This window comes from Streptomyces sp. NPDC059255 (assembly GCF_042752355.1).
GTDB lineage: Bacteria > Actinomycetota > Actinomycetes > Streptomycetales > Streptomycetaceae > Streptomyces.
Map to the genome: position 1 here is coordinate 101,678 of NZ_JBHYZP010000019.1, position 24,721 is coordinate 126,398.

Annotated in this window: 22 protein-coding genes, 1 pseudogene and 1 riboswitch; of the genes and pseudogenes, 5 read left to right on the forward strand and 18 right to left on the reverse strand. The window is 71.9% G+C overall.

Annotated features, from left to right (window positions below):
- Nucleotides 1-396 precede the first annotated feature (396 nt).
- Nucleotides 397-560: riboswitch (cyclic di-AMP (ydaO/yuaA leader) on the forward strand.
- Between the two features lie 4 nt (nucleotides 561-564).
- On the forward strand, nucleotides 565-1,332 hold the full coding sequence (locus ACFXKG_RS22535) for a transglycosylase SLT domain-containing protein (protein WP_384841801.1): 768 nt from the start codon (nucleotides 565-567) through the stop codon (nucleotides 1,330-1,332).
- A 162-nt stretch (nucleotides 1,333-1,494) separates the two neighbouring features.
- Here the strand turns inward: ACFXKG_RS22535 and ACFXKG_RS22540 are convergent, their stop codons facing one another.
- The 4 genes from ACFXKG_RS22540 to ACFXKG_RS22555 form a co-directional block, all read right to left on the reverse strand.
- Nucleotides 1,495-2,895, reverse strand: a complete 1,401-nt coding sequence (locus ACFXKG_RS22540; protein WP_384841804.1) for an amino acid permease — start codon at nucleotides 2,893-2,895, stop codon at nucleotides 1,495-1,497.
- A gap of 210 nt (nucleotides 2,896-3,105) precedes the next feature.
- Nucleotides 3,106-3,516: a hypothetical protein gene (locus ACFXKG_RS22545; protein ID WP_384841807.1), complete on the reverse strand. Its 411-nt coding sequence runs from the start codon at nucleotides 3,514-3,516 to the stop codon at nucleotides 3,106-3,108.
- Nucleotides 3,517-3,682: 166 nt separating this feature from the next.
- Nucleotides 3,683-4,843 carry a trypsin-like serine peptidase gene (locus ACFXKG_RS22550; RefSeq protein WP_384841810.1) on the reverse strand — a complete coding sequence of 387 codons (1,161 nt, stop codon included), beginning with the start codon at nucleotides 4,841-4,843 and terminating at the stop codon, nucleotides 3,683-3,685.
- A 144-nt stretch (nucleotides 4,844-4,987) separates the two neighbouring features.
- Nucleotides 4,988-5,530: a nitroreductase family deazaflavin-dependent oxidoreductase gene (locus tag ACFXKG_RS22555; RefSeq protein WP_384841971.1), complete on the reverse strand. Its 543-nt coding sequence runs from the start codon at nucleotides 5,528-5,530 to the stop codon at nucleotides 4,988-4,990.
- A 142-nt stretch (nucleotides 5,531-5,672) separates the two neighbouring features.
- Here ACFXKG_RS22555 and ACFXKG_RS22560 point away from each other — a divergent pair, with 142 nt between their 5' ends.
- A complete protein-coding gene (locus ACFXKG_RS22560; RefSeq protein ID WP_384841813.1) occupies nucleotides 5,673-6,974 on the forward strand; it encodes a PP2C family protein-serine/threonine phosphatase in 1,302 nt (433 codons plus the stop codon).
- Here ACFXKG_RS22560 and ACFXKG_RS22565 read toward each other — a convergent pair.
- The 7 genes and pseudogenes from ACFXKG_RS22565 to ACFXKG_RS22595 form a co-directional block, all read right to left on the reverse strand.
- Complete coding sequence (locus ACFXKG_RS22565; RefSeq protein WP_384841816.1) at nucleotides 6,952-7,818, reverse strand: sugar phosphate isomerase/epimerase family protein; 867 nt, start codon at nucleotides 7,816-7,818, stop codon at nucleotides 6,952-6,954. The genes ACFXKG_RS22560 and ACFXKG_RS22565 overlap by 23 nt on opposite strands.
- Nucleotides 7,815-8,837, reverse strand: a complete 1,023-nt coding sequence (locus ACFXKG_RS22570; RefSeq protein WP_384841819.1) for a Gfo/Idh/MocA family protein — start codon at nucleotides 8,835-8,837, stop codon at nucleotides 7,815-7,817. The genes ACFXKG_RS22565 and ACFXKG_RS22570 overlap by 4 nt, the downstream gene beginning before the upstream one ends.
- Before the next feature lie 76 nt (nucleotides 8,838-8,913).
- Entirely contained in the window at nucleotides 8,914-10,797 is a 1,884-nt protein-coding gene (gene iolD, locus ACFXKG_RS22575; RefSeq protein WP_384841822.1) for a 3D-(3,5/4)-trihydroxycyclohexane-1,2-dione acylhydrolase (decyclizing), read from the reverse strand.
- The gene (gene iolB / locus ACFXKG_RS22580; RefSeq protein WP_384841825.1) at nucleotides 10,797-11,699 is read right to left on the reverse strand and encodes a 5-deoxy-glucuronate isomerase; all 903 of its coding nucleotides are present in this window, start codon (nucleotides 11,697-11,699) and stop codon (nucleotides 10,797-10,799) included. Before iolB ends, iolD begins: the two co-directional genes overlap by 1 nt.
- Nucleotides 11,700-11,831: 132 nt before the next feature.
- A complete protein-coding gene (locus ACFXKG_RS22585; RefSeq protein WP_384841828.1) occupies nucleotides 11,832-12,701 on the reverse strand; it encodes an aldolase in 870 nt (289 codons plus the stop codon).
- Nucleotides 12,694-13,722, reverse strand: a complete 1,029-nt coding sequence (gene iolC, locus ACFXKG_RS22590; RefSeq protein WP_384841831.1) for a 5-dehydro-2-deoxygluconokinase — start codon at nucleotides 13,720-13,722, stop codon at nucleotides 12,694-12,696. Before iolC ends, ACFXKG_RS22585 begins: the two co-directional genes overlap by 8 nt.
- 518 nt (nucleotides 13,723-14,240) lie before the next feature.
- A pseudogene (locus tag ACFXKG_RS22595) lies at nucleotides 14,241-14,903 on the reverse strand (ScbR family autoregulator-binding transcription factor); the annotation flags it as partial.
- Nucleotides 14,904-15,031: 128 nt separating this feature from the next.
- Here ACFXKG_RS22595 and ACFXKG_RS22600 point away from each other — a divergent pair.
- From ACFXKG_RS22600 to ACFXKG_RS22610, 3 genes are all read left to right on the forward strand, one after another.
- Complete coding sequence (locus ACFXKG_RS22600; protein ID WP_384841834.1) at nucleotides 15,032-15,952, forward strand: ScbA/BarX family gamma-butyrolactone biosynthesis protein; 921 nt, start codon at nucleotides 15,032-15,034, stop codon at nucleotides 15,950-15,952.
- A gap of 231 nt (nucleotides 15,953-16,183) precedes the next feature.
- Nucleotides 16,184-16,903: an HAD family hydrolase gene (locus tag ACFXKG_RS22605; protein WP_384841838.1), complete on the forward strand. Its 720-nt coding sequence runs from the start codon at nucleotides 16,184-16,186 to the stop codon at nucleotides 16,901-16,903.
- A gap of 58 nt (nucleotides 16,904-16,961) precedes the next feature.
- Nucleotides 16,962-17,369 carry a hypothetical protein gene (locus ACFXKG_RS22610; protein ID WP_384841841.1) on the forward strand — a complete coding sequence of 136 codons (408 nt, stop codon included), beginning with the start codon at nucleotides 16,962-16,964 and terminating at the stop codon, nucleotides 17,367-17,369.
- A gap of 54 nt (nucleotides 17,370-17,423) precedes the next feature.
- On the opposite strand, the gene ACFXKG_RS22615 is transcribed toward ACFXKG_RS22610, so the two are convergent.
- The 7 genes from ACFXKG_RS22615 to ACFXKG_RS22645 form a co-directional block, all read right to left on the reverse strand.
- Nucleotides 17,424-18,320 carry an endo alpha-1,4 polygalactosaminidase gene (locus ACFXKG_RS22615; RefSeq protein WP_384841844.1) on the reverse strand — a complete coding sequence of 299 codons (897 nt, stop codon included), beginning with the start codon at nucleotides 18,318-18,320 and terminating at the stop codon, nucleotides 17,424-17,426.
- A gap of 59 nt (nucleotides 18,321-18,379) precedes the next feature.
- On the reverse strand, nucleotides 18,380-19,222 hold the full coding sequence (locus ACFXKG_RS22620; protein ID WP_384841847.1) for a ferritin-like domain-containing protein: 843 nt from the start codon (nucleotides 19,220-19,222) through the stop codon (nucleotides 18,380-18,382).
- Nucleotides 19,219-19,899 (reverse strand): ferritin-like domain-containing protein, encoded by a 681-nt coding sequence (locus tag ACFXKG_RS22625; protein WP_384841850.1) that lies wholly within the window; start codon nucleotides 19,897-19,899, stop codon nucleotides 19,219-19,221. The genes ACFXKG_RS22620 and ACFXKG_RS22625 overlap by 4 nt, the downstream gene beginning before the upstream one ends.
- A 181-nt stretch (nucleotides 19,900-20,080) precedes the next feature.
- Nucleotides 20,081-20,980: a carbohydrate ABC transporter permease gene (locus tag ACFXKG_RS22630; RefSeq protein WP_384841853.1), complete on the reverse strand. Its 900-nt coding sequence runs from the start codon at nucleotides 20,978-20,980 to the stop codon at nucleotides 20,081-20,083.
- Complete coding sequence (locus ACFXKG_RS22635) at nucleotides 20,977-22,155, reverse strand: carbohydrate ABC transporter permease (RefSeq protein WP_384841856.1); 1,179 nt, start codon at nucleotides 22,153-22,155, stop codon at nucleotides 20,977-20,979. The genes ACFXKG_RS22630 and ACFXKG_RS22635 overlap by 4 nt, the downstream gene beginning before the upstream one ends.
- A gap of 5 nt (nucleotides 22,156-22,160) precedes the next feature.
- Nucleotides 22,161-23,405, reverse strand: coding sequence for an extracellular solute-binding protein (locus tag ACFXKG_RS22640; protein WP_384841859.1), 1,245 nt, complete (start codon nucleotides 23,403-23,405; stop codon nucleotides 22,161-22,163).
- A 148-nt stretch (nucleotides 23,406-23,553) separates the two neighbouring features.
- Nucleotides 23,554-24,603 carry a LacI family DNA-binding transcriptional regulator gene (locus tag ACFXKG_RS22645; RefSeq protein ID WP_384841862.1) on the reverse strand — a complete coding sequence of 350 codons (1,050 nt, stop codon included), beginning with the start codon at nucleotides 24,601-24,603 and terminating at the stop codon, nucleotides 23,554-23,556.
- Nucleotides 24,604-24,721 lie beyond the last annotated feature (118 nt).

A 24,721-nucleotide genomic window follows, 5' to 3' on the forward strand; every position in this document is an offset into this window, starting at 1 on the left:
GTGAATTCGAAGGGGTTCCGGTTCAATTCCCGCCGGGTGTTCCCAGTTGTCGGAGAGTCGGGTGGGAGGGCGATGGATCCTCTCGCCCGCCGGAGACCGATAAGGGCGTTTTGTCGGTATTTACCGTTAAGTGAAGTTAGGTGGCGTTAGGGGCACTTGTAGCCTCTGACGCCTTTTGCCTGTCCGATTATTCCGTTACGTTCGTGACCTGTGTCACCTCTGCCTCGGCGGGCGGGCGGAGCGAGGTGGACGCTTTCTCTCCCAGGAGAGGAAAGTTGAGTTCCCGGGACGCCTCCGAAAGGGTGATTGACCCGAAAATTCGGAACTTGTGCCGTCCTGATATCTCGCTTACGTTCTCGTCCATCCGGATGGAACGCCCAATCCTGCCGCTGTCCGGAGACCCACACACCTATCCGTCACAAGGCAGGAGCGGGGGACCCAGGTAAGTCGCCGGTCCGGATTTCCGGAACGGCTCGGGGTGAAGCCGTACGCACCGCCGTACGGCCGGGCATCTCCAGCCCGAACCCGACAGCTCACCTCGCAGGCGACGGAGAGGAATTCGTCGTGCCCAGAAACGCCAAGCACCGCCGTCCCAGAACCGGCTCGATCGCCCGTCGCCTCGTCGCGGTCGGCACCGGGGGCGCCGCTCTCGCGATTCCGCTGGTCACCGCGGCCACCGCCCAGGCGGCGCCCGCGACGGTGGAACACGTCCGTGCGGCCAAGGCCGCGGAGGCTCCCGCCGCCACGCCGAAGACCACCGCCACGACCTATGTCGTGGTCGAGGGCGACTCCCTGTCGAAGATCGCACAGGCCCACTCCGTCAGCGGCGGCTGGCAGAAGCTCTACGAGGACAACCGGAGCGCCGTCGGCGCCAACCCGTCGCTCGTGCACCCCGGCCTCAAGCTGACCGTCAACGGGAAGAAGGCCGCCGCCCCGGCGACCACCGCCGCGGAGACGAGTACGGAGTCCGCCGGGAGCGGCTCGGTCGAGCCGGCCGTCGCGAAGACGTACACCGACAACCTGGACGGCTGGATCCGCGAGGCGCTGGACGTCATGGCCCAGCACGGGATCCCCGGCAGCTACGAGGGCATCCACCGCAACATCATGCGTGAGTCCTCGGGCAACCCGAACGCCATCAACAACTGGGACATCAACGCCCAGAACGGCGTTCCGTCCAAGGGGCTGCTCCAGGTCATCGCCCCGACGTTCCAGGCGTACCACGTGCCCGGTACGGCGATGGACGCCTACGACCCGGTCGCCAACATCACGGCCGCGTGCAACTACGCCGCCGACCGGTACGGCTCGATCGACAACGTGAACGGTCCCTACTAGACCGGACCCGCGTCGCCCGACGGGTGACGAACGCACCGGGCCCCGGCCCCGCCGTCTCAGGACGACGGGGACGGGGCCCGTTCGCGTACCCGTCACACGCGTCTACGTGTCACACGCGTCTACGTGTCACACGTGTCCTACGTGTCACACGTGTCGTACGCGTCACGAACGCCGCGCGCGTAGCTCCCGTACCCCCGCCACCGCCAGCACGAGCGCCGTCGCGCCCAGGGACCAGAGGAGCTGCGGGCGGGCCGCGTCGTCGAGCAGCATCAGCACGAACACCGCCGCCATCGCGGCGAGCGTCACCCACGTCAGGCCGGGGAACAGCCACATCCGCAGGACCAGGCGCTCCGGCGCCTCCCGCTCGACGCGCGGGCGCAGCCGCAGCTGCGAGACGGCGATCATCGCCCAGACGAAGAGCAGCACCGCGCCGACCGCGTTGAGCATGTACAGGAAGACCGAGTCGGGCCACTTCAGATTGAGCAGGACGGAGACGAACCCGAACGCCACCGACGCCAGCACCGCCCGCCGGGGCACGCCCGACCCGCTCACCTTCAGCAGGGCCTTCGGCGCCTCGCCCCGCTCGGCCAGGGAGAAGACCATCCGGGAGGAGCCGTACAGGTTGGCGTTGAGCGCCGAGAGCAGCGCCACGAACACCACGATGTTCATGATCTGCCCGGCCGACGGGATACCGATCGCGTCGAGGACCGTGACGTACGGGCTGAGCCCCGCCTTCTGTGCCGTCCAGGGCAGCACGGCCACGATGACCGCCATCGAGCCGACGTAGAAGAACAGGATCCGGTAGACCGCGCTGCGCACCGCGCGGGCCACCGAGCGCACCGGGTCGTCGGACTCGGCCGCCGCGATCGTGACGACCTCCAGACCGCCGAAGGCGAAGATCACGGCGAGCACCCCGGAGGTCACACCCTGCCAGCCGTTGGGGAGGAAGCCGCCCTGCCCGGTGAGGTTGGCGAGACCGGCCGGGCGGGTGTCGGGCAGGACACCGAGGACCGCGAGGAGCCCGAGGACCAGGAACGCGACGATCGCGAAGACCTTCAGGGCCGCGAAGTAGAACTCGAACTCGCCGAAGTTCTTCACGGCGGCGAGGTTCGCACCGGTGAAGACGACCATGAAGACCAGGACCCACGCCCACTGCGGTACGGAGGGCAGCCAGCCGTTCGCGATCTGCGCCGCCCCCGTCGCCTCCACGGCGAGCACGACGACGAGCAGGAACCAGTACAGCCAGCCGACGCTGAAACCCGCCCACCGGCCGAGCGCGCGCTCGGCGTGCACGGAGAACGAGCCCGACGCGGGCATGGCCGTCGACATCTCGCCCAGCATCCGCATCACGCACATCGCGAGCGCGCCCGCGATCAGGTACGAGACGACGATCCCGGGTCCGGCCAGCGCGATCCCCGCGCCGGAACCGACGAAGAGCCCGGCGCCGATGACGCCCCCGAGCCCGAGCATGGTGAGATGGCGCTGCTTGAGCCCGCCGGCCAGCGGTTCGGCGGATTCGGCGGCGGGTGTGGCGGTGGGGCGGGAGGTGAGTCGGTCGTGCATGGGGAGGGCTCAGACTGCTTTCGGGGCCGGTGAGGGGACGCGGTGGTGCGGTCCTCGCAGTCTCCCCGGACGCCCCCCGTCCAGGCAAAACGTTTCCGGACGCGACGACCGGCGCGCCCGCCCCTGGCTCCCGTCCGCCACCGGGTGCGGCGGCGGACGGGGCCGCACGGAGCTGGAAAGGGCCGCCCGGGCCGGCGCGCCGGCCCGGGCCTACGCGTCGAGCGGTGGCCGGTGGGTCGGGGAGCCGGCGATGCTGCCGCCGGTCCGGGTGACCGAGGCGTCGAACTCGGTGATCGTGAGCTGGAAGCCGACCGGGCGGCGGGCGGCGATCGGCTCCAGGTGCTTCTCCGCCGCCGCGAAGAGCTCGTCCGCTATCCGGCTCCTGAGCTCCTCGGGGCGGCCGGGCGCGATCGTCAGCCTGATCTGCACATGGCCGTTGGCGGGCCCGCTCCCCGGACGGTCGCCGACCCGGGCAGCGGTCGCCGGCATGGCGAGCGTGCGGGTGCCCCAGCGGGGGAAGACGCCCAGGCCGAGCGCGGTCTCGTGCAGGACGTCGAGGAGCGTCTCGACGTCCAGGTCCTCGGCCAGGTTCGGGGTGTACTCGACGATGATGTGCGGCACCTTCGGATCTCGCTTTCGTGTGGCCGTACGGGAACGGGAGACGCCGGGGCCCCGGCGCTACCGCGAGTCTGCCCGGACCGCGTAACGGACCGCCGCCCCGACCACGTACCGGACCCTCAACGCGCTGCGTACCGGACCCCTCGTCCGGCCCCTTCACCCGGACCGCTCAGGCGAACTTGTCGCTGACGGCGTCGTAGATCGCCTTCGCCCCCGGGCCGAGGTAGGGACCCGCCAGCCAGGTCTGGGCGCTCGGGCCGATGGACGTGTTGCTCACCAGCGCGGACCGCCCCTGCGCGTCCTCGATGAACCAGCCGCCGCCGGAGGAGCCCCCGGTCATCGTGCAGCCGACCCGGTACAGCGACGGCTGGTCGTCCCGGACCGAGAGCCGGCCGGGGCGGCCCTGGCAGGAGAACATCCGCTCACCGTCGAACGGCGGCGCGGCCGGATACCCCCAGAGGCTCATCCCCGCGATCTTCGTCGCCGACGGCGCGTCGAACATGACGCGGGACGCGCCGCCGACCGTCTCCTCCAGCGAGGCGAAGTCGCTGCCCGCCGGCTTCTTCACATGCAGCACGGCGAAGTCGAACGGCGAACCGCTGCCGCCCGACGGGGTCCCCTCGGAGATCCACTGGGGCGAGGTCTGCGCCCAGTCCGCCCACCAGATGCCGAACGGCGAGAGCCGGCTCTTGCCCACCCCCACCAGCTCCTCGCTCGACAGCCCCTTGTCGTTGTACGACGGCACGAAGACGATGTTGCGGAACCAGCCGCCCTTCGCCCCCGCGTGCACACAGTGCCCCGCCGTCCACACCAGGTTGGAGGCACCGGGGTTGGCCGGGTCCGTCACCACCGTCGCGGAGCAGACCGAGGGACCCTCGGGGGTGTCGAAGAAGAGCTTGCCGACCACCGGGGCGCTGTCGCGGTACGAGACGGGCACCGGCCGCGCGGCGACGGGCTCCGGCTCCGGGTCGGAGACGCCCGCGTCCCCGAAGTTCCCGTCCACCGGCCGGTCCGGGCTGGTGCCCTGGAGCATCCGGCCCGGGAGCCACAGCCCCTCGATGACCGGATTGAAGAACGCGGCGGCCTCCCGCGCCCAGTCCGAGGCGTCCCAGTCGCGCCAGCCGCCCTCACGCCACCCCTCCGGCGCGTCGGAGCCGACGGACCCGGCCGGGCCGGTACCTCCCGCGGACCCCGCTGACCCGGCAGACCCGGCGGACCCGGCGGACCCGGCGCCCGCGCTCCCGGTGGGCGCGGAGCAGGCGGTGGCGCTGATCGCCAGTAGGGCGAGCATGCAGGCCATGAGCATCACCGGGCGGTGCCTGGAGCGCATGGATCGTTCCTCCGGTCCTTCAAATGCGTCGAACGCTGTGCGCACGGGGCCCGGGGAAGTACGGAGTCCGGCGACAACCTGTCTTGAGGAGGTAGTACGTGGGGGCGCCCTCCCCGGTTCAAGACACCGTGCCGCAGGCCCGCTTCAGGAGGCGGGCGGTTCCGCCGCCGGGGAGCACGCCGGACGCGGGAACGAGGGACGGGACTCCTCCAGCCGTACGAACGCGATCTGTTCGCCGGCCGCCCGGTACGCCGCGAGGCGGGCGTCCGCGTCCGCGTCGGGGCCGGCGTCGGCCTCCGGGTCGAGGCCCAGGAACGAGCAGAGCGTCCTCGCCGCGCGGGGCCGGGCGCGCGCGTACCGCTCCATGATCAGGCCGCACTCCTCCGGAGCCGGGAAGCGGGCCGTGACCGCGTGGTAGCGGCGGCCGGTCTGGATGGTCACCTGGGGGGTGTGCCGCAGATTCCGGTACCACTGCGCCGACGCGCCGGAGCCGGAGGTGACGGTCCAGCTCCGCGGCGCCGTGTCCTGCTCCACGACCCCGATCACGACCTGGCGCGACTGCCCCGTGAACCGGCCCGTGTGGATGAGCAGCAGCATCCGCCGGCCGAACAGCGGTCCGAGGCCCGCGCGGTAGAGGAGGATCGGCAGTCTGTCCACCTTCCGCCGCCATCCGGTGGGGGGCGTCATGCCCGGCGGCGGGGACGGCTGCTTCACAGCCCTGCACCTCCTGGCACCGCAGAGGCCGGATGACGGCGTCGATTCGATAACGACGGGACGTTCATGGAGCTTTCGCGATGCTTTGACAACAGAACCTTTGCATAGTCTAAACATGGGCGAGGCGGGAGCGGACATGCTGCGGGAGGACCGACCGGAAGGCCGGTCCGGCACGCGGCCCGGCGGGAAGCCGGGCACGGGACCCGGTGCGAGACCCGGCGGCGCCCCGACCGCCGCCACCGCCGCGTTCCCGGGCGTGAACGCGGGCGCCCGCACCGGGGCGGGGGACGGCGCGCCGACCGGCCGCGGCACCCCTGGCGAGGACCTCTCCACCCCCGTTGTGCTGGGCGTTCTCCCGTTCGCCGCGCTCGCCGTCGTCGCGCTGGTGGAGCTGATCGCCGGGCCCAAGATCGGCTTCCTGCCGCTCTTCTCGCTCGGCCCCGCCTTCGCCGGACTCGTGGGCGGCTGGCGGCGCACCGCCTTCATCGGTGTCCTCGCCCTCGTGTGCTGTCTCACACTCGGGCTGTACGACGGGCTGCTGCAGAGCCGCCGCGGCTACACGGCGTTCGCCTCGGTCGCCGGGGTGACGGCGGCGAGCCTGGTCGCCGTCGGGATGCGGCAGCGCCGCGAGGCCGAACTCGCCAGCGTCCGCTCGATCGCGGAGGTGGCCCAGCGCGCGCTGCTCCGCCCCGTACCGGGCACGGCGGGGCCGCTGCGGGTCGCCGTCTCGTACACCTCGGCGGTGGCGGAGGCGCGGATCGGGGGCGACCTGTACGAGGTGGCCGTCGGCGCGGGGCGCGTCCGCGTGATCGTCGGAGACGTCCAGGGCAAGGGGCTCGAAGCGGTGGAGACCGTCGCGGTCGTCCTCGGGGCCTTCCGGGAGGCGGCGCACGACGAGCCAGGACTGACCGGCGTCGGCGCCCGGGTGGAGCGCGCCATGAGCAGGGAGCTGGACGGCGAGAAGTTCGTCACCGCGCTGATCGCCGAGATCGGCGAGGACGGTGGCGCCGTCTTCCTCAACTACGGGCATCCGCCGCCCATGGTGCTCCGCGCGGACGGCGCGGTGGAGTTCCCCGAGCCCGACCAGTACGCGCTGCCCCTCGGCCTGGAGGCGCACGGCACCGAGGGCCCCCGGCCCTTCCACGCGGAGTTCGCCCCCGGCGACCAACTCCTCCTCTACACCGACGGGGTGACGGAGGCGCGCGACACGGCCGGGACCTTCTACCCGCTCGGCGAGCGGGCCGCGCTCCTCGCAGGACCCGACCTGGCGGCGGCGCTGGAGGCGCTGCGCAGGGATCTCGTACGCCATGTGGCGGGCCCGCTGCACGACGACGCCGCCACCCTGCTGCTCCGGTACGCACCGGAGCAGCAGGAGCCTCCGGAGCAGCGGGAGTTCAGCGGGCCAGCTCCTTCGTGACGCGGTCCAGCATCAGCGCGGACGACTCCTTCGCCCGCTCCTCCCACGCGAAGACGCAGACCGTCGCCACCCCGTCGAAGTTCATCTCCCGCAGGGTCGAGAAGAAGGTGTCCCAGTCCACCTCCCCCTGACCGATGTCCAGATGCTGGTGGATCCGGGCGGCCGTGCCCGGCGGGTTGAGAATGTACCGCAGCCCGGACGAGCCCTTGTGGTCGAAGGTGTCCGCGAGGTGCAGGTGCTGGAGCCTGTCGCCCGCGTACCGCAGCATCCCCGCGATGTCCGCGCCCGGGGCCGCGCCGGAGAGGTGGAAGGTGTGCGGGGCGCAGTACAGGTAGTTCACGTACGGCTTGTTGATCGCCCGGACGAGATCGACCGCCGGGTCGTTCTCCTCGCAGAAGTCGTCCGGGTGGGCCTCCAGGTTGAGCGCGATGCCCTCGCGTTCGAAGACCGGCAGCAGCTCCTCCATCGACCGCCAGAACGCCGCCTCGCTCTGCGCGGCGGCCTCCGGGCGGCCGTTGAACTCGGAGTTCATCAGCGGGCAGCCGAGCTGGGCGGTGATCTCGATCATCCGCTTCCAGTAGCGGACGGCGCTCTGCCGCTCGGTCTCGTCCGGGCTGGACCACTTGTAGAGCGGCAGCACGCTGGAGAGCTGCACGCCCGTCTCGTCCAGCGCGCTCCTCAGCTCGGCCACGCGCTCGTCGTCGGCGCGCGGGTGGCGGAAGAAGGGCATGAAGTCGTCGCGCGGGGACAGCTCGATGTACGCGTAGCCCAGGTCGGCGACGGTGCGCACCATCTCCCTGATGGGCAGGGCGCGGAGCATGTACGGGTCGAGGGCGATCTTCACCGGGTGTCCCCTCCGTAGAAGGCGGGCCGCTTCTCCAGGGCATCGACCCGCACGATCCCGCCGGACTCCAGGGCCTGGACGAGCGCGCCGGTGATGACGGTCGCGGCGTAGCCGTCCCACGCCGAGGGGCCGGTGGGCTCGGCGCCGTTCGCGACGGACTCGGCCCACTCGCGGAACTCGGTGTCGAAGGCGTTCTCGAAGCGGCCCTGCCAGTCCTGGAGGATCCCGGTGGAGGCGCGCCCCGCCGTGCGTACGGAGACGGCCGCCGGGTCGGGGAGGCGGACGAGCCCGTCCTCGCCGACGGTCTCGCACTGGATGTCGTACCCGTACTGGCAGTTGACGAAGACCTCCAGATCGATCCGGACGCCCTCGGCGGTCTCGAAGAGCATGATCTGCGGGTCCTGGAGGTGCGCGTGCCGCTTGCCGGTCCGGCGCGGCGTCACCACCTGTACGGAGCGGATCTCGTCGTCCAGCAACCAGCGCAGCACGTCGATCTCGTGGACGGCGGTGTCCTGCGCGGCCATCGCCGAGGTGTAGGAGGCCGGGACGGTCGCGTTGCGGTGGGCGCAGTGCACCATCAGCGGGACACCGATGGCGCCCGACTCGATGACCTTCTTCATCTCCCGGTAGCCGGCGTCGTAGCGGCGCATGAAGCCGACCTGGACGAGCCGGGAGCCGTGGGCGGTCTCCGCCTCGATGATCTTCAGGCAGTCCTCGGCCTCCGTGGCGAGCGGCTTCTCGCAGAAGACCGGCTTGCCCGCGGCGACGGCGCCGAGGACGTGCTCGGCGTGGGTCGGGCCCCACGAGGTGACGACGACCGCGTCCACATCGGGCGCGTCGATGACTTCACGCCCGCTGGCCAGCGCGCGGGCGCCGACGGAGGCGGCGACCTCCTCGGCCCGCGCCGTGTCGATGTCGAACACCGCCGTGACCCGGGTGCCGGTGATCACATGGGTGAGCCGGCGGATGTGGTCCTGGCCGATCATGCCGGTGCCGATCACACCGATGCGCACAGTCATGGGGGGTTGCCCTTTCACAGGAGGCGGGAGGCGGGAGGCGGGAGGCGCAAGCCGGAAGGCGGGGAGGCAGGAGGCGTCAGAGGTAGTGGCGCTGGGAGCGCTTCGCGTCGCGGTACGTCCCGTACGCGCGCCGGGTCGACTCCAGCTCGGAGACCTCGCCGACCGGGACGTCCCACCAGGCGCTGCCGGGCGGGTTCGGCCCGTACAGGTCCGTCTCGACATGGACGACGGTCGTCCGGTCCGAGTCCCGGGCCTTGGCCATCGCCCGGCCGAACTCCTCGGCGGTGGTGGCGGAGAGGACGTCCGCGCCGAGCGAGGCGGCGTTGGCGGCCAGGTCGACCGGCAGGACCTCGCCGTCGAGCTGCCCGCTCGCACGGTCCCGGTAGCGGTAGCGCGTACCGAAGCGCTGCGAGCCCAGCGACTCCGAGAGCGCGCCGATCGACGCGAATCCGTGGTTCTGGACGATCACGATGATGACCTTGATCCGCTCGGAGACCATGGTGACGATCTCCTGGGCCATCATCAGGTACGAGCCGTCACCGACCAGGACGACGACCTCACGGCTCGGATCGGCCATCTTCGCGCCGAGCCCGGCGGCCACCTCGTACCCCATGCAGGAGTACGCGTACTCGACGTGGTACGCCTTCGGGTCGCGGGCGCGCCACAGCATCTGGAGGTCGCCGGGCAGCGAGCCCGCCGCGTTGATCACGACGTCCCGGTCGTCGAGCGACCGGCGCAGCGCGCCCAGGATCGCGGTCTGCGCGGGCAGCGGCCCGTGGTCGGTGGAGAGGCACTCCTCCGCCGTACGCCGCCACTCCCCGGCCAGCTCCGCCACCCGCTGCCGGTAGGCGTCGTCGGTCCCCCAGCCGTCCAGCTCCCGCTCCAGCGCCTGGAGTCCGAGCCGGGCGTCCGCGACCAGCGGCTCGGCGGAGTGCTTCACCGCGTCGAGCCGGGCCACGTTCAGGTTGACGAACCGCACGTCCGGGTCGCCGAACACGGTGTGGCTCGCGGTGGTGAAGTCGCTGTAGCGCGTGCCGACGCCGATGACGACATCCGCCTCGGCCGCCAGCGCGTTGGCCGCCGTCGTCCCGGTCGAGCCGAGGCCGCCGACCGCGCCCGGGTGGTCCCAGGGCAGCGCGCCCTTGCCCGCGTGGGTGTCCGCGACGGGGATGCCGGTGGCCTCGGCGAAGTCGCGCAGCGCGCCCTCGGCGCCGGAGTACACCACTCCGCCGCCCGCGACGAGCAGTGGCCTGCGCGCGGTGCGCAGCAGTGCGGCGGCGCGCCCCAGCGCGGCGGGCTCCGGCACGGGCCGGCCGATGTGCCAGACGCGGCGCCGGAAGAACCCCACCGGCCAGTCGTACGCCTCGGCCTGCACGTCCTGCGGCAGACAGAGCGTCACCGCGCCGGTCTCCACCGGGTCGGTGAGCACCCGCATCGCGGCGAGCGCGGCGGGCACGAGCTGTTCGGGCCGGCTGATCCGGTCGAAGTACTTGGACACCGGGCGGAAGGCGTCGTTGACGGAGACATCGCCGCCCCGGGTGTCCTCCAGCTGCTGGAGGACGGGGTCGGCGGCGCGGGTGGCGAACATGTCACTGGGCAGCAGCAGCACCGGCAGCCGGTTGGTGGTGGCCAGGGCCGCGCCCGTGATCATGTTGGTGGAGCCGGGTCCGGTGGACGCGGTGCAGGCGTACGCGGAGAGCCGGTCGCGCATCTTCGCGAAGGCCACCGCGGCGTGCACCATGCCCTGTTCGTTGCGGGCCAGGTGGTAGGGGAGGTCCGCCTCGCCGGTACGGTCCGCCTGGAGCAGCGCCTGCCCGAGGCCCGCCACGTTGCCGTGCCCGAAGATGCCCCAGACGCCGGGGATCAGCCGCTGCTCCTCGCCGTCCCGCTCGCTGTACTGGTTCGCCAGGAACCGTACGAGCGCCTGCGCGGTGGTGAGCCGTACGGTCTCCGTCGCCATCACAGCTCCTCGGGGGTGCCGGTGCCGAACGGCAGCCGGGGGTCGGTGGCCTGGTCCTCCCAGGTGGCGCGGACCCAGCCGTGGGCCGGATCGTCGCAGATCAGCCAGGCGCGGTCCGGGCCGGGGCCCGCCATGACGTTCAGGTAGTAGAGGTCGTAGCCGGGGGCGGCGATCGAGGGGCCGTGCCAGCCGTGCGGGATCAGCACCGTGTCCCCGCTGCGCACCTCGGCGAGGACGTCGAGGGGCCGCTCCGCCGTCCCGTACACCCGCTGGTAGCCGAGGCCGGGGCCGGCCGGGCCCGGCGCCACCTCGAAGTAGTAGATCTCCTCCAGCTCGCTCTCGACCGGGGTGCCGTGCTCGTCGTGGCGGGCCTCGTCGTGCTTGTGGGGCGGGTACGACGACCAGTTGCCGCCGGGGGTGAGCACCTCGCAGACGAGGAGCTGGTCCGCCTCGAACGTGCCGGGCAGGCAGTAGTTGTTGACCTGGCGCGAGCAGTTCCCGGCACCGCGCAGCTCGGCCGGTACGTCCTCGGCGGGCCCGTACCGTACGGTCAGCCGGCGCTCGCAGCGCGCCGAGGGGAGGGCGAACCGGCCGCCGCGCTCGCTGCGGATCACGGCGTCGGTGTCGCGGGGGAGGTACGCGAAGTCGCTGACCGCGTCGAAGACGCCGTCCCGGCCGGCGAGGAGAAGGGTCCTGCCGTCGGCGACGACCGTGCAGGACCCGCCGAGCGGCAGCACCAGGTACTCGCTGTCGCCGGTGCCGAGGGAGACCTGCTCGCCCGGGGCGAGTTCGACGACGCGCAGCCCGGAGTGGCCCCAGCGCGCCGACTCGGGGGTGACGACGGTGGTGTACGGTCCCTCGGCGGTGGAACCGGCGGGCAGATGCAGGGAGTGGTCACTCACCACGGACTCCTCGCGCTCCTTCGGTCGACTGGTGCGGGTGTGGGTGCGGGTGCGGGTGCTGGTGCAGCTGGCGGGCGGCGGGTGCGGCACCCGCGGTGTACACGATGTACGCGTCGGTGACGGGGCGGCCGGTCACAGCAGGCTCACCGCGCGGTCCACGGCGCCGGCGACATCGCCGTCGGCGGGGTAGAGCAGCGACCGGCCGACGATCAGGCCCTGCACGGTCGGCAGGGCGAGCGCCTTCTGCCAGGCGGTGAACGCCGCCTCCGCGTCCTTGACCTCGCCGCCGAGCAGCAGCACGGGCAGCGTGGAGGAGGCGAGGACCCGCTCCATCTCCTCGACGACCGGCAGCTTCAGCCAGGTGTAGGCGCTGCGGCGGCCGAGGCCTGACGCGATGGTGATCGACGTGATCACCGCGTCGGGGGAGAGGTCGTTGCGGATCTTCCCGTCCACCCAGCGGGAGAGGAACGGCTCGATCATGGCGATCAGCGCGCGGTCGTTCAGCTCGTCCACGGCGTGCGCGGTCTGCTCCAGCACGGAGGGGGTGGCCGGGTCGTCCAGGCAGATACGGGTGAGCGTCTTGCCCCCGTCGAAGCGCATGGCGGCGATGGTCTCGGCGTCGTACCCGGTGAACCGGTCGTCGATCTCGAAGGCCGAACCGGCCAGCCCCGCGCGGTTCATGGAGCCGAAGACGCTCTTGCCGTCGAGCACGCCGAGCAGCAGCAGGTCCTCCAGGATGTCGGCGGTGGCGAGCACCCCGGTCACCCCGGGGCGCTCCAGCGCGGTACACATCCGGTCCAGGAGCTGCCGGCGGTCGGCCATCGCGGTGGGGTCGGAGCCGACCGCGTTGGCGCCGCGCGCGGGGTGGTCGGCGGCGATGATCATCGCCCGGCCGTTCCCGCCGAGCGGCGAGGCGGCCCTGACCCGCCGGGCGGCGGCCTCGGCGATGGCGCCGGGGTTGGTGACCCGTGTCTCGACGATCCGCCGGATCCGGTCAGACACCCTGGACTCCCTGGACACCGGTGCTCTCCTCCTCGTTCGAGTTCCCGCCGAGCCGCGCCTCGACCGCCGCCGCGTCGGGCATGGCGTCCGAGCAGGCCAGCTCCCCGGCGACGATCGCGCCCGCGGCGTTGGCGAAGCGCATCGTCCGTGTCAGGTCCCAGCCGGCCAGCAGCCCGTGGCAGAGCGCGCCGCCGAACGCGTCGCCCGCGCCGAGGCCGTTGACGACCTCGACCGGAACGGGCGGCACCTCGACCGCGGTGCCGTCCCGGTCCATCGCCAGCACGCCCTTGGGGCCCTGCTTCACGACGGCGGTCCTGACGCCGAGTGCGAGCAGCGCGCGGGCGGCGGCGTACGGTTCGGTCTCGCCGGTGGCGATCTCGCACTCCTCGCGGTTGCCGACGGCGACGGTGGCGTGGGCGAGTGCCTCGCGGTAGTACGCGCGGGCCTCCGCCACGGCCTCGCCGGGACGGACCTCGCGGCCGCCCGCGTAGGCGCCCTCCCAGAACATCGGCCGCCAGTCGAGGTCGAAGACGGTGATGCCCGCCCGGTTCCGGTGCCGGAGCGCCGCGAGCGTCGCCGACCGGCTCGGCTCGGCGCTCAGCCCGGTGCCGGTCATCCAGAAGATCCGGGCCGACGCGACGGCGCCGAGGTCCAGATCGCCGGGGCGGATGTCCAGGTCGGGGGCGAGCGGCAGCCGGTAGAAGTAGAGCGGGAAGTCGTCCGGCGGGAAGATCTCGCAGAACGTCACCGGGGTCGGCGCGACCGCGGAGACCCCGACGTGGCTGGGGTCGACGCCGTACTCGGCGAGGGCGCGCCGCACGTACCCGCCGAAGGGATCGTCGCCGGTTTTGGTGATCACCGCCGCGCTCCTGCCGTAACGCGCCGAGGCGACCGCGACGTTGGTGGGGCTGCCTCCCAGGTACTTGCCGAACGAGGTGACATCCGCCAGACCGACGCCCGTCTGCAGCGGATAGATGTCGACTCCGACCCGTCCCATGGTCAGGACGTCCAGGACTGCCATGTAAGGGGACCTCCAGCACCTGGCACGCTCTACTAGCGCGCTCTAGTTGCTCGTACGATGCTCGATGTCCATATGTCCTGTCAATAGCTTGTTACGTGCGGTTTTCCGCGAGGAGGCGGGGAGGAGGCGGGGAGGAGAGCGAGGCGGTGGACGGCCTCCCGGGGCGTCCCTCGCGCCCCGGGAGGCCGCCCTCGGCGCGCAGTTGGCGGTACGGCGGACGAGCACGGCTCAGCCGGCCACGGCCTGACCGAGCGACAGGAGCAGGGGCCCGATCCGTACGACCGGCCCCGGGGTCTGACGGAACGACAGACCCAGGATGACCGCGGCGGCGCTCAGGGCCCCACGCCGGCCGCCGTCCCCTTCGCCCGGCCGGTCTTGCCCTTCGCCTTTCCCGCGGCCGTTCCCTTGCCGGCCGCCGTTCCTTTCCCCGTTCCCTTCCCCGTCGCCTTGCCTGTCGCCTTCCCTGTTGATTTCCGCTTCCGCGGGGTCCTCCCCTCGCCCTTCGCCCCGGGCTCCTTCTCCGCCACGGCCTCGCGCATCCGTTCGCCGTGTTCACGCGCCCGGGTGATCAGCGCCCGCGCGTCGCAGCCGGGCCGGAGCGCGGTCAGGAGCAGCAGCCACAGATCGTGCAGCCCCTCCTCGATCTGCCGGCGCCCCTCCAGCGCGTCCGAGACGGTGTGCAGCCCGAAGAAGGCGCAGACCAGTCCGTGCGCGGCCATCTCCGGGGCGATCCCCTCCGCGAGCGCCCCCTCCTCGCGCGCCTCTTCGAGCAGTCCGGTGACCGTCTCCAGCCACCCCACGAAGGGGCGCGGCAGGGTGGCGTCGATGGCGGAGCGCTCCGCCCAGAGCCGGGAACCGGCGCGGATCACCACGTCGTCGCGGAAGGCTCTGGCCACGTCGAAACTCAGGGCCACCAGCCGTTCGAGCGCCGGGAATCCGGCCGTCCGGTAGCGGCCGATCAGATCGGGCCAGGCGGCGAAATGCTCCTCGACAATGGCCAGCGCCAGATTCTCCTTGCTGGCGTAATGGAAATAAATAGCTCCGCTGGTGCGACCTGATTGTGTGCTGATATCACTGATGCTGGTTCCGACATAACCCCGTTCATCGAACAGGTGTGCCGCCGCCTCCAGCAGAAACCTCCGCGTCGCTTTCGCCCGTACCTGCTCCGCCCGTACCTGCACGTACACTCCGGATTGCCGTTCCGATAAATGACAGTACGCAATCTAGCGTCTTTGTCGGCTGCCCTGCCGGTGCTCCCCGCGGGCCGGGAGAGGGTGCGTATGCAGAAGAATTAAGATGTTCTGGTCGCATGAACACATCGGGTGAAGTCGGCCGGTACGACGGATACGACCGACCGCTGTCCTGGTCGCGCACGGTGGCCCGCGAGCTCGTGCACCGCGCCTCCGTCGCGGAGGTGCTGCTCACCGACGTACGGCGGGCGAGGGGCGGCGGATTCGAGGCCGCGGCCTCCTGGCCGCGCTCCCACCCGACCTTCCCGCGCGGCGGCGGCGAACTCCACAGCCCGCTCATGATCGTCGAGACGCTGCGCCAGCTCGGCATCTACATCCCCCTGCGGTACTTCGCGGTCCGGCCGTCGGCGAACCTGATCATCACCGACCTGTTCTACGAGATCGACCCGTCCGCCGAGCCGCGGCTGGTCTCCGGCGCCACCTGCGTCCGCTGCCGCGTCGGCGTGAGCGGCCTGCGCCATGACACGGAAGGGGCGGTCAGCGGCATCCGGCTGGAGGTCGACTACCTGGCCGACGGGGTGCGCTTCGCCCGGGCCGGGGGCGGCGCCCGGTTCTTCCGGCCCGAGCAGTACGACGCCGTACGGGAGGGCCGTACGGCGGTCACCGCGCCCGCCGGAGCGGCGGACCGGACGCGCCCCGACCCGGCCGGGGTCGGGGTGAGCGGCGCGCACGACGTGGTGATCGGCACCGACGGCGCCACCCTCCTGGTGGAACCCGCGGACATGAGGCACCCGTACTTCTTCGACCACGCGACCGACCATCTGCCGGGGATGATCGTTCTGGAGGCGGCGCGTCAGGCGGCGGCCTTCGTGAGCCGTGGCAGACTGCTCCGCCCTACCGCCGGTCGGCTGAAAACGTCGCGCTTCATCGAATACGACCCGCCCGCCCGCGTGTTGTGCGTTCCGCACCACGCGACCTGCGTTTTCCGCTTTTTCCAGGACGGTCTGCAGAAGGCTTTCGGGGTGCTGCGGTACCAATAAGCAGATAGCGATACTAAATGCGATCGCTTGACTGCTCAATGTTTCTCTCTCTAGCGTAGCGATCGTTATGTTCTTCGGTGGTCGCTGGATCCGGCCTCCATTCCGAGGTCGCGCCCGCCTGGAACCGCACCCGCTTCTCTTCGCGGGTGACCCTCGCGCCCGCGGTGTATTCACATCGATGCGGTGGCCAGCGCTACCGCTGTCAGGGCTCTCCTGAACGGAAACAATCGGATGACAGCTCAACGCATCCTTTCCTGGACACCTGCCGCCATCGTCTTCGACTGTGACGGCACTCTCATGGACACCGAATGCCACTGGCAGGACGCACGCCTCCGCGCCCTGCGCGAGTTCGGATTCACCCCCGCGCCGGGCTTCACCGAGCGGGCCAAGGGGCTGCACTACACGGAGTGCGGCGCTCTCATGGCCGAGGAGGCGGGCCACCCGGAGCTGGGCGCGGATCTGACGGAACGGTTGCTCGGGCACTTCGGCGCCCTGGTCGCCGACCGGCCCCTGACCATGCCCGGCGCGCGCCAACTCGTCGAACAGGCGGCCCGGTTCGCCCCGCTGGCCGTCGCCAGCAACTGCCCGAAAGAGGTGGTGGAGTCCTCGCTCGGCACGGCCGGCCTGCTCGACCGCTTCGATCATGTCGTCGTACCCGACGACGACAACGGCATCAGACCCAAGCCGCACCCGGACGTCTATCTCACCGCGGCCGGGCTCTGCGGCGCGGACCCGGCCGACACCCTCGCCGTCGAGGACTCCCACTGCGGGATCGAGGCCGCGGAACGGGCCGGGATGCGCATCCTGGGCGTCGGCCCGTGGCCGGCGGAACGGACCATGGCGCTGGTCGACCTGTGGGTCCGTTCGCTGGACGAGCCGGAGCTGCGGGGGTGGGCGGGCGACCGGGTGCCCACCCAGATCCCGGGGAATCGGCCTACCATGAAGCCGTAGGGACATATCCCTGCAAAAAAGTCGCCCACAGGTCGCCGCACGGGGAGATGGCCATCGGATGGATGAGGAACGTGCCGGCCGTCTCGTGACGTCGCTGCGGGCCCGGGGTGTGCCGGCCCATCTGGCGCATCTGGGCGTGTACCAGTGCGGTGTACGGGTCGTCCTGTACGACGGCGGTGAGGCCGTCTGGGACATCGACGGGGAGCTGGGACTGCGGGCCGAGGTCGTCGAGGACGGGGTGCTCGTCGGCTTCGTCCCGCACGTGCGGGACTCGGAGAGCTTCGACGAGGAGCGGCTCGTGGAGGTGATCGCGGCGACCCGGTACGACAAGGAAGGGCTGCGCCTGCCGGTCGACGCCGACAGCGGCGGCGGGCCCCGGCCCCCCGGCACGGGCCCCGTGCTTCCGCCGCCCCGCCCCCGGCGCGGCCCCCGCTGGCTCCGGCCCCGCTGGCTCCGGCGCCGGTGACCCCGGTGCCGGGACCCCGTCCGGAGGAACGGGCGGGGCCGGTCTCACACGGTGTCAGCAGCGCTCGTTCACATGCCCCGGCTCGCCCGCCGGGACGACATCGAGGTCCCGCAGGACGATCGACAGCCGGTCGCCCCACGCCTCGCACGCGGCGGTGAAGTCCGGCCGCCGGTACTCCACCACCAGCACCTTGTCGTCGTACGCCTCGGCGTACTCCCCGCATTCGTCGTACCGCCCGCACTCCTCGGCGACCGCGAAGTCGAAGCCGATGGCGTCCCGCGCCCCGCTCATCTCCACCGCGTTCTTCTGGCCGATCGACAGCCCCGCCCGGTGGGCGCGCGCGGCCAGCAGCCGGGCGAAGGCGGTCGCCTGCTCGCGGTCGAGCAGGGAGTCCGACCGCAGGTACGAGTCCAGGTTGTCCGCCTCGACGGCGTCGAACCCGTCCCGCGCGCAGCCGTCGATCCATCCGCCGACGATGCCCGCCAGCCGCTCGCGGCGATCGGCGGTGGAGATGTCCAGCAGCGGCTCGTCCCAGTCCTCGTCGATGACGGTGTCGCCGTCCGCGTCCCGCAGCAGCAGGTCCGGATGGTTCTTCTGCCACCACCCCACGGCGTCCGGCTGCGTCTGGTAGGCGTTGACGTAACAGATGTTGAACACCCCGGGCGCGGGCTTCGCCGTACGGTCCCTGATGACCGTACGCACCCCGGCGGGCGGGTCGTACGCCCCGCCGAGCTGGTAGTCGAAGGGATCGTTCGCCTTCGGCTGCCCGACCCGCTCCGCCGGGGCGGCGGAACTCCCGCTCTTGGAAGGGGCGTTTCCGGAGGATCCGCCGGGGGAGGATCCGCCGGGGGAGTCCGGGCCGGCGCCGCAGCCGGTGAGCGCGAGGACGAGCGCCAGGGAGAGGGCGAGGAGAGGGGCCGCCGATGCACGGGCGGCCGGGACGAACGGCAAGGTGGTGCCTCGATCTCGGTGTGGTGCGGTGGGACCCCCCAGTCTCCCACCGCCCTCGCTCACACCGTCAGGAGGCTCGGCTTCGCCGCCTTGTCGACCGGCAGGAACGCGTCCGGAACGGGGTATTCCCCCAGCACGAAACGGAGGATCGCCGCGTGCATCGCCTCCACGGGCGCGATCGTCGCCGCCGTCTCGATCCCCGACGCGCTCTTCACGCTGTACGTCGACAGCAGATACGTCTGCGCCGCCTGATCCTCCAGCCGGAGGGCGAGCGCGGCCGCGTCGCCCGCGTTCCGGGCCTTGCCCAGCGCGGTCGTGATCTCCTCGCGGTCGGTGAGCGGCACCCCCCTGATCGCGGGCCTGCCCGCCCCGGTCAGCACCGAGTTCCACACCTTCGCGTGGTCGGTGTGCTGGGCCTTCGCCGTCGTGACGAAGGACGACACCGCGGGCGGTACGGTGCCCAGCCGGCCCGCCTTCGCCGCCGCCAGCGTCGCCCGGTACGCGTCGACCGCCTGGTTCTCCAGGGCCGCCGCCAGCGCGACGTACCGCAGATCCCCGGTGTACGTGACCGTGTCCGCGACGGGGTTCGCCGGGCCGTCGGAGGACCCGCCCGAGCAGGCCGCCAGCGCGAACGCCGCCCCGGCGCCGCCCGCGCCCAGCAGGAACCGCCGGCGCCCGGCGTCCACGGGCCCCTCCCGCCCCGTACGGCCGCCGCCGAGGCGCGCCGCCAGCGCGGCGGCGCGCGCCCGCATCACGGGCAGGGTCTCCCGGTGCGCCTCGGTCATCTCCCGCGTGAGGCGGCCCAGCCCGTCCTCGCCGACGGGCAGCTCCCAGCCGTCGCGTGTGCCACCGGTACCGGTGCTCGTACCCGTACTCGTAGCGGTACTCGTAGCGGTACTCATCGGACTGCCCCTTCCGAGACGGGCGACGCGTCTGCCGTCGGGTAGAACGCGTCGGGGAAGCCCACCGAACCGACCGCCGGGGGCAGCTTCGCGACATCGGTGGGGATGGCGATCAGGCTCTCGTCCCCGGCGCTGAGCAGCGCCTGCACCGCCAGCAGCGTCGCGCGGTGCTGCGCCTCCACCGGCGCCACGGAACCGAAGAGCCGGCGCAGCGGCCCGCTGCTGACCTGGCCGACGTTCTTGGTGTACGTCTGCGCGGCCACGTCCTCCAGGGAGATGGCCAGCTTGACCACGTCCGCCGGGGTCTTCACGGTCGGCAGCGTCTTCCTGACCACGGCCGCGTACTTCGGGTCGGTCCCGGTCTGGGCCCGGCCGCCGGCCCGGGTGACCGCGGCGTTGAACGCCTTGGCGTGCTCCTCGTGCTGCCGCGTGGTCGTGGAGATGAACGCCACGAGCGTCTTGTTGCCGCTCCTGATGAACGGCAGACGGGCGGCGGTGCGGTAGACGCCGACCGCCAGATTCTCCAGTGACGCCGCCGTCTGCAGCGCCATGACGTCCTCCGCGGACGCGGTCGGCGCCATGGCCCGGCCCGTGATCCTCAGCGCGTCGCTGTGCAGGTCCTGGGACTGCTCGGTGAGCTGTGCCAGCAGCCGGGTGTCGATGTGCTTCCTGCCCATCGCGCCCCCTCTCTCCTCGGGGCCCGCACGGCCGCGGGCACGCCCCCGACACCTTCGCGAGAGAGACGCGGACGGGGCGGGGGACGGCACCGGCGGGCGGGGGTGTTTCACCGGATCAGCCGATCCCGCGCACCGCCCCGCCGCCGTACGTCCCCCGCCCCGCTGTCCCCGGGACGCCGCGCTACTCCTTGACGGCCCCCGAGTTCGCGCCGTTGACGAAGTACCGCTGGAAGCAGAAGAACAGCGCGGCCACCGGCAGGGTGGAGAGCAGCGCCGCCGCCAGCTTCAGCGGGTACTGGGTTCCGCCGCCGAGCCCGCCGGAGGTGAAGCGCGCCAGACCCGTGGTGAGCGTCTCGTACTGCGCGGACTGCGTGGAGATGAGGAAGTGGGTGAACTCGTTCCACGACCCCTGGAACGACAGGATCGTCAGGGTGATCAGCGCCGGCCGCGCCATCGGCAGGACGACGGACCAGAAGATCCGGAACACCCCCGCCCCGTCGACCCGCGCCGCCTCCTCCACCTCACGCGGCACCGACTCGAAGAACTGCTTCATGATGAAGATGCCCGCCGCGTCCACCAGCAGCGGCAGGATCATGCCGGTGTACGTGTCGAAGATGCCGAAGGTGTTGAGCACCAGGAACTTCGGGATGAGCAGCGTCACCCCGGGCACCGCGATCAGCGCGACGACGAAGCCGAACAGCAGCGAGCGGCCCCGGAAGCGCAGCCGCGCCAGCGCGTACCCGGCCATCGAGTCGAAGAACACACGCCCCGCCGTCACCAGCACCGCCACCAGCGCGGAGTTGGAGAGCCAGCGCAGGAACGGCACCCCGTCCTCCCCCTGACCCAGCCCGAACAGCCGCTGATATGCGGCGGTCGTCGGCGTCGTGGGCAGCAGCGACAGAGGATTGGCCGCGGCGTCCGCGTCGGTCTTGAACCCGGTCACCAACTGGAGCGCGAACGGCATCAGATAGAGCAGCCCCATGCCCACCACCAGCACGTACCCCGCGGTGCGCAGCGGCAGCGGGAACCGGGGCAGTACGGGGCGGACCCGGTCGCGTACCCGCGTACCCGAGGCGGTCATCGGTTCCTCCTGGTACGTCGGTTCCCCCTGCTGCCCGCGCCGCGCTCGCGCAGCACCCAGCGCTGGAAGGCGGTGAAGAAGAGGATCAGGGCGAGCAGGATGAACGCGATCGCCGAGCCCTGGCCGAAGTCCGCGTTGTCGAAGCCCGCGGAGTACGAGAGGAACGCGGGCGTCAGCGTCGTGTTGCCCGGGGCGCCCTGGCCCATCACGTACACCTGGTCGAAGACCTGCCAGGTGGAGATCAGCCCCAGGGTGAGGACCAGGAAGAGCACGGGACGCAGCGCGGGGAGCGTCACGTACCGCAGGAGCTGGCGGCGGTTGACGCCTTCGAGCGCCGCGGCCTCCTCCAGCTCCCTCGGGATGTCCTGGAGCGCCGCGAGGAAGATCAGCATGAACGTGCCCGAAGTGGTCCACACCGAGAGCAGGATGATCGTGCACATCGCGACCGAGGGGCCCGACAGCCACTCGAACCACGACAGCCCCATGGTGGTGTGCTCGGCCAGCATCCCGGTGGGCTGCTCCGGGTCGACGACACCCAGGGAGCCGAGGAGCAGGGAGAGCACACCACGTGGATCGGAGAACCAGTTCGGCCCCTTGACCCCGATCCACGACAGCACGGAGTTGACGGCCCCGCTGCCCTGGAAGAGGAAGAGGAAGATGGTGGAGACGGCGATGGCGCTGGTGACCGACGGGAAGAAGAACGCGGTGCGCAGCGCGCCGCGCCCGCGCAGCAGCTTCTGGTTGACGAGCAGCGCCAGTCCCAGCGCCAGGCCGGTCTGGAGCGGCACGGTCAGCACCACGTAGTAGGCGTTGTTGCGCAGGGCGGTCGCGAAGAGCGTGCGGTCCAGACCGTCCTGGGTGAGCAGCGCCCGGTAGTTGTCGAGACCGACGAAGTCGGCCTGGCCGGAGAACGGGTTGGACTGCCCGTCCCAGTTCAGCAGGCTGACCCAGAGCGCCATCAGGATCGGCAGGACCAGGAAGCAGCCGAGGCCGAGCAGCATGGGGCTGACGAACAGCCAGCCCCATGCGCCCTCCCCGCGAAGGGCCGCGCGCGAGGCGCGGCCCTTCGCGGTCGAACCGGCCGCGCCGGGCGTGTCAGGGTCGCCCGGCGCGCCGGCGGCTCGGGGTGCGCGCTCGGCGCGCGCCGCGGAGCGTGGCGTGGTGCGGAGGGGCATGGTGCTCAGTTGCCCTTCGCGATCGCCTGTTCGCCGTTGCGCTGGAGGTCGGCGAGGATCTTCTTCGGGTCGGCGGTGCGCAGCGACTGGAGGTCGGTGTTGAACTGGCTGAGGACCTTGTCGAACCCGGCGATGGTCACCGGACCCTGCGCGTAGGCGCTGCCGTCCACCCACGCCTTGGCCTGGGGCTTCTGCTCGGCGTACGTCTTCAGCGCGCTGGTGCGCGTGGGCATGACGCCGAACGCGTCGGCGAAGGCGAGCTGCTGGCCGGCGGAGGTGAGGTGCTTCACCAGGTCGACGCCGGCCGCGCGGTGCGGGCTCTCGGCGGCGACGCCCCAGCAGTTGCTGAACGCGAGCGTGCCCTGGCCGGCCGGGCCGGAGGGGAGCGGGGCGACGGTGTACTTCACGTCCGGGTAGTCGAGCTTCATCCCGCCGTCGAGCCAGTTGCCCTCGATGGTCATGGCGGCCTTGCCCTTGCCGAGGGCCTCGCCGCCCCAGCTCGTGTCCACCTGCTTGGCGAACTTCATCGAGCCGGACTTGAGCAGCGACTGCACGTAGGAGAGCGCCTCGGCGTTCTCCTTGGAGTCGGCCGTCATCTTCGTCTGGCCGGAGTCGGTGATCCAGCCGCCCGTCTGCCGCATGAAGACGCCGAGGCGCTGGAACTCGTCGCTGGTGACCAGGCCGGTGACGCCGTCGCCGGTGAGCTTGTCCGCGACGGTCTTCAGCTCCGCCCAGGTCTTCGGGTAGTCCTTCTCCGTCAGCCCGGCCTTCTTCCACAGCTCGGTGTTGATGGTGAGCGCGAGCGTGGAGGTGTCCTTGGGCAGGCAGACCAGCTTCCCGTCGTACGAGAAGGACGTGCGGAGCTGCTCCGAGAAGTCGTCCGCGTCGGATATCTGGTCCCCGTACGCGTACAGCGAACCGCCCTTGGCGTAGTTCGCGAACTGGTCCGAGTTGACGTAGAAGACGTCCGGCGGCTTGTGCCCGGCGAACGACTGGGCCAGCTGCTGGTTCATGTCCTTGGCGACCTGGACGTCGACCGTGTTGCCGGACTTCTTCGCGTACGCCGCGGCGGCCTTCTTGACGGCCTGGGTCTCGGCGTCCCCGGATGTGGCGATCAGAACGGTCAGGTTCTGCTTGGCGGTGGTGTCCTGGGCCGGTTCTTTGCCCTTGTCGAAGCTGGACGAGCAGCCGGTGGCGGCCAGCAGCGCCGCGCAGGTGGCGAGGGCGGCGACGGCCGTACGGGTGACCATGTATTCCTCCAGAAAAGATGAAAAATGCGGCTCGGGTTCGGGTACGGACCCCGGCCGTCCGATGGGGGCGGATGGCCGGGGCGTACGGGGAGAAGGACCCGGGGCGGTGACGGGGCGGGCCCGCCCCGGGGGTTCAGGGGCCGGGGGCTCAGCCGCCCGGCGGGGGCGTGCTGTCCCGGATGACGAGGGACGGTTCGAGCAGGACGCGCTCGGGCGGCGCGTCCGGGGCCGTCATCCGGGCCAGCAGCAGGCGGACGCACTCGTGCCCGACGGCCTCCAGCGGCTGGGCGACCGTGGAGAGTCCGGGGGAGAGGAGCGCGGCGGCCGGCGAGTCGTCGAAGCCGATGACGGCGACGTCCCGGCCGGGCACCGAATCGCGGTCGCGCAGCGCCTGGTAGCAGCCGAGCGCGAGCATGTCGCTGGCGGCGACCACGGCGGTCACGCCCGAGTCGAGCAGGGGGCCCGCGGCGGCGCGCGCGGCGGCCAGGTCGTCCAGGCTCTGGGCGCGCCGGCCGCGTACCGGCAGCCGGTTCCGGCGCATGGCGCGCCGCCACCCCTCGGCGCGGTCGTCGCCGACGCCGGAGCCGCGCGGCCAGCCCAGGAACCCGATCTTCCGGTGGCCCTGGGCGACCAGATGGTCGACGGCGGCGTCGGTGCCCGAGGCGCCGTCGACATCCGCCCAGTCGCCGATCTGCCGGCCCGACCACATCCGGCCGAACCCCACGAACGGCACGCCGCGCCCGGCCAGCCACGCCTGGCGGGGGTCGCCGCGGTCGGTGCCGCTGAGCACGAAGCCGTCCACGCTGTGCAGGTCGAGGAGTTCCTCGTGGCCGTCGAGCCCCGGGCTGCCGGGCGGCGAGGCGAAGAGCAGGATCCGGTAACCGGCCTCGTCCGCGGCCTGCGAGAGGGCGTGCAGGAAGCGGTCCATGACCGGGGCGGTGGCGCCGGGGGCGGTGGGGCGGATGCCGTACCCGATGAGCTTGCTGGAGCGGGTGCGCAGCGTCTGCGCGGCCCGGTGCGGGCGGTAGCCCATCGCGTCGACGGTGGCGCGGACCCGTTCCAAGGTCTCCGGTCTGAGCAGCCCCGGGGCGTTGAGGGCGTTCGAGACGGTCTGAGGGGAGACACCGGCCCGCCGCGCCACCATGGCCAGGGTCACGGGACCCGGCTTGGACGAAGGGGGCCTGGTGGAGCGGGGCATGACTGTCTCCGGAACCGTTCTCACGCGTCGACGGGTGAACCTGGCTGGTGGATCTGGCGGGTGGATCTGGCGATGGGGTCTGGCGATGGGGTCTGGCGGGTGGATCTCGTGCGGGCGG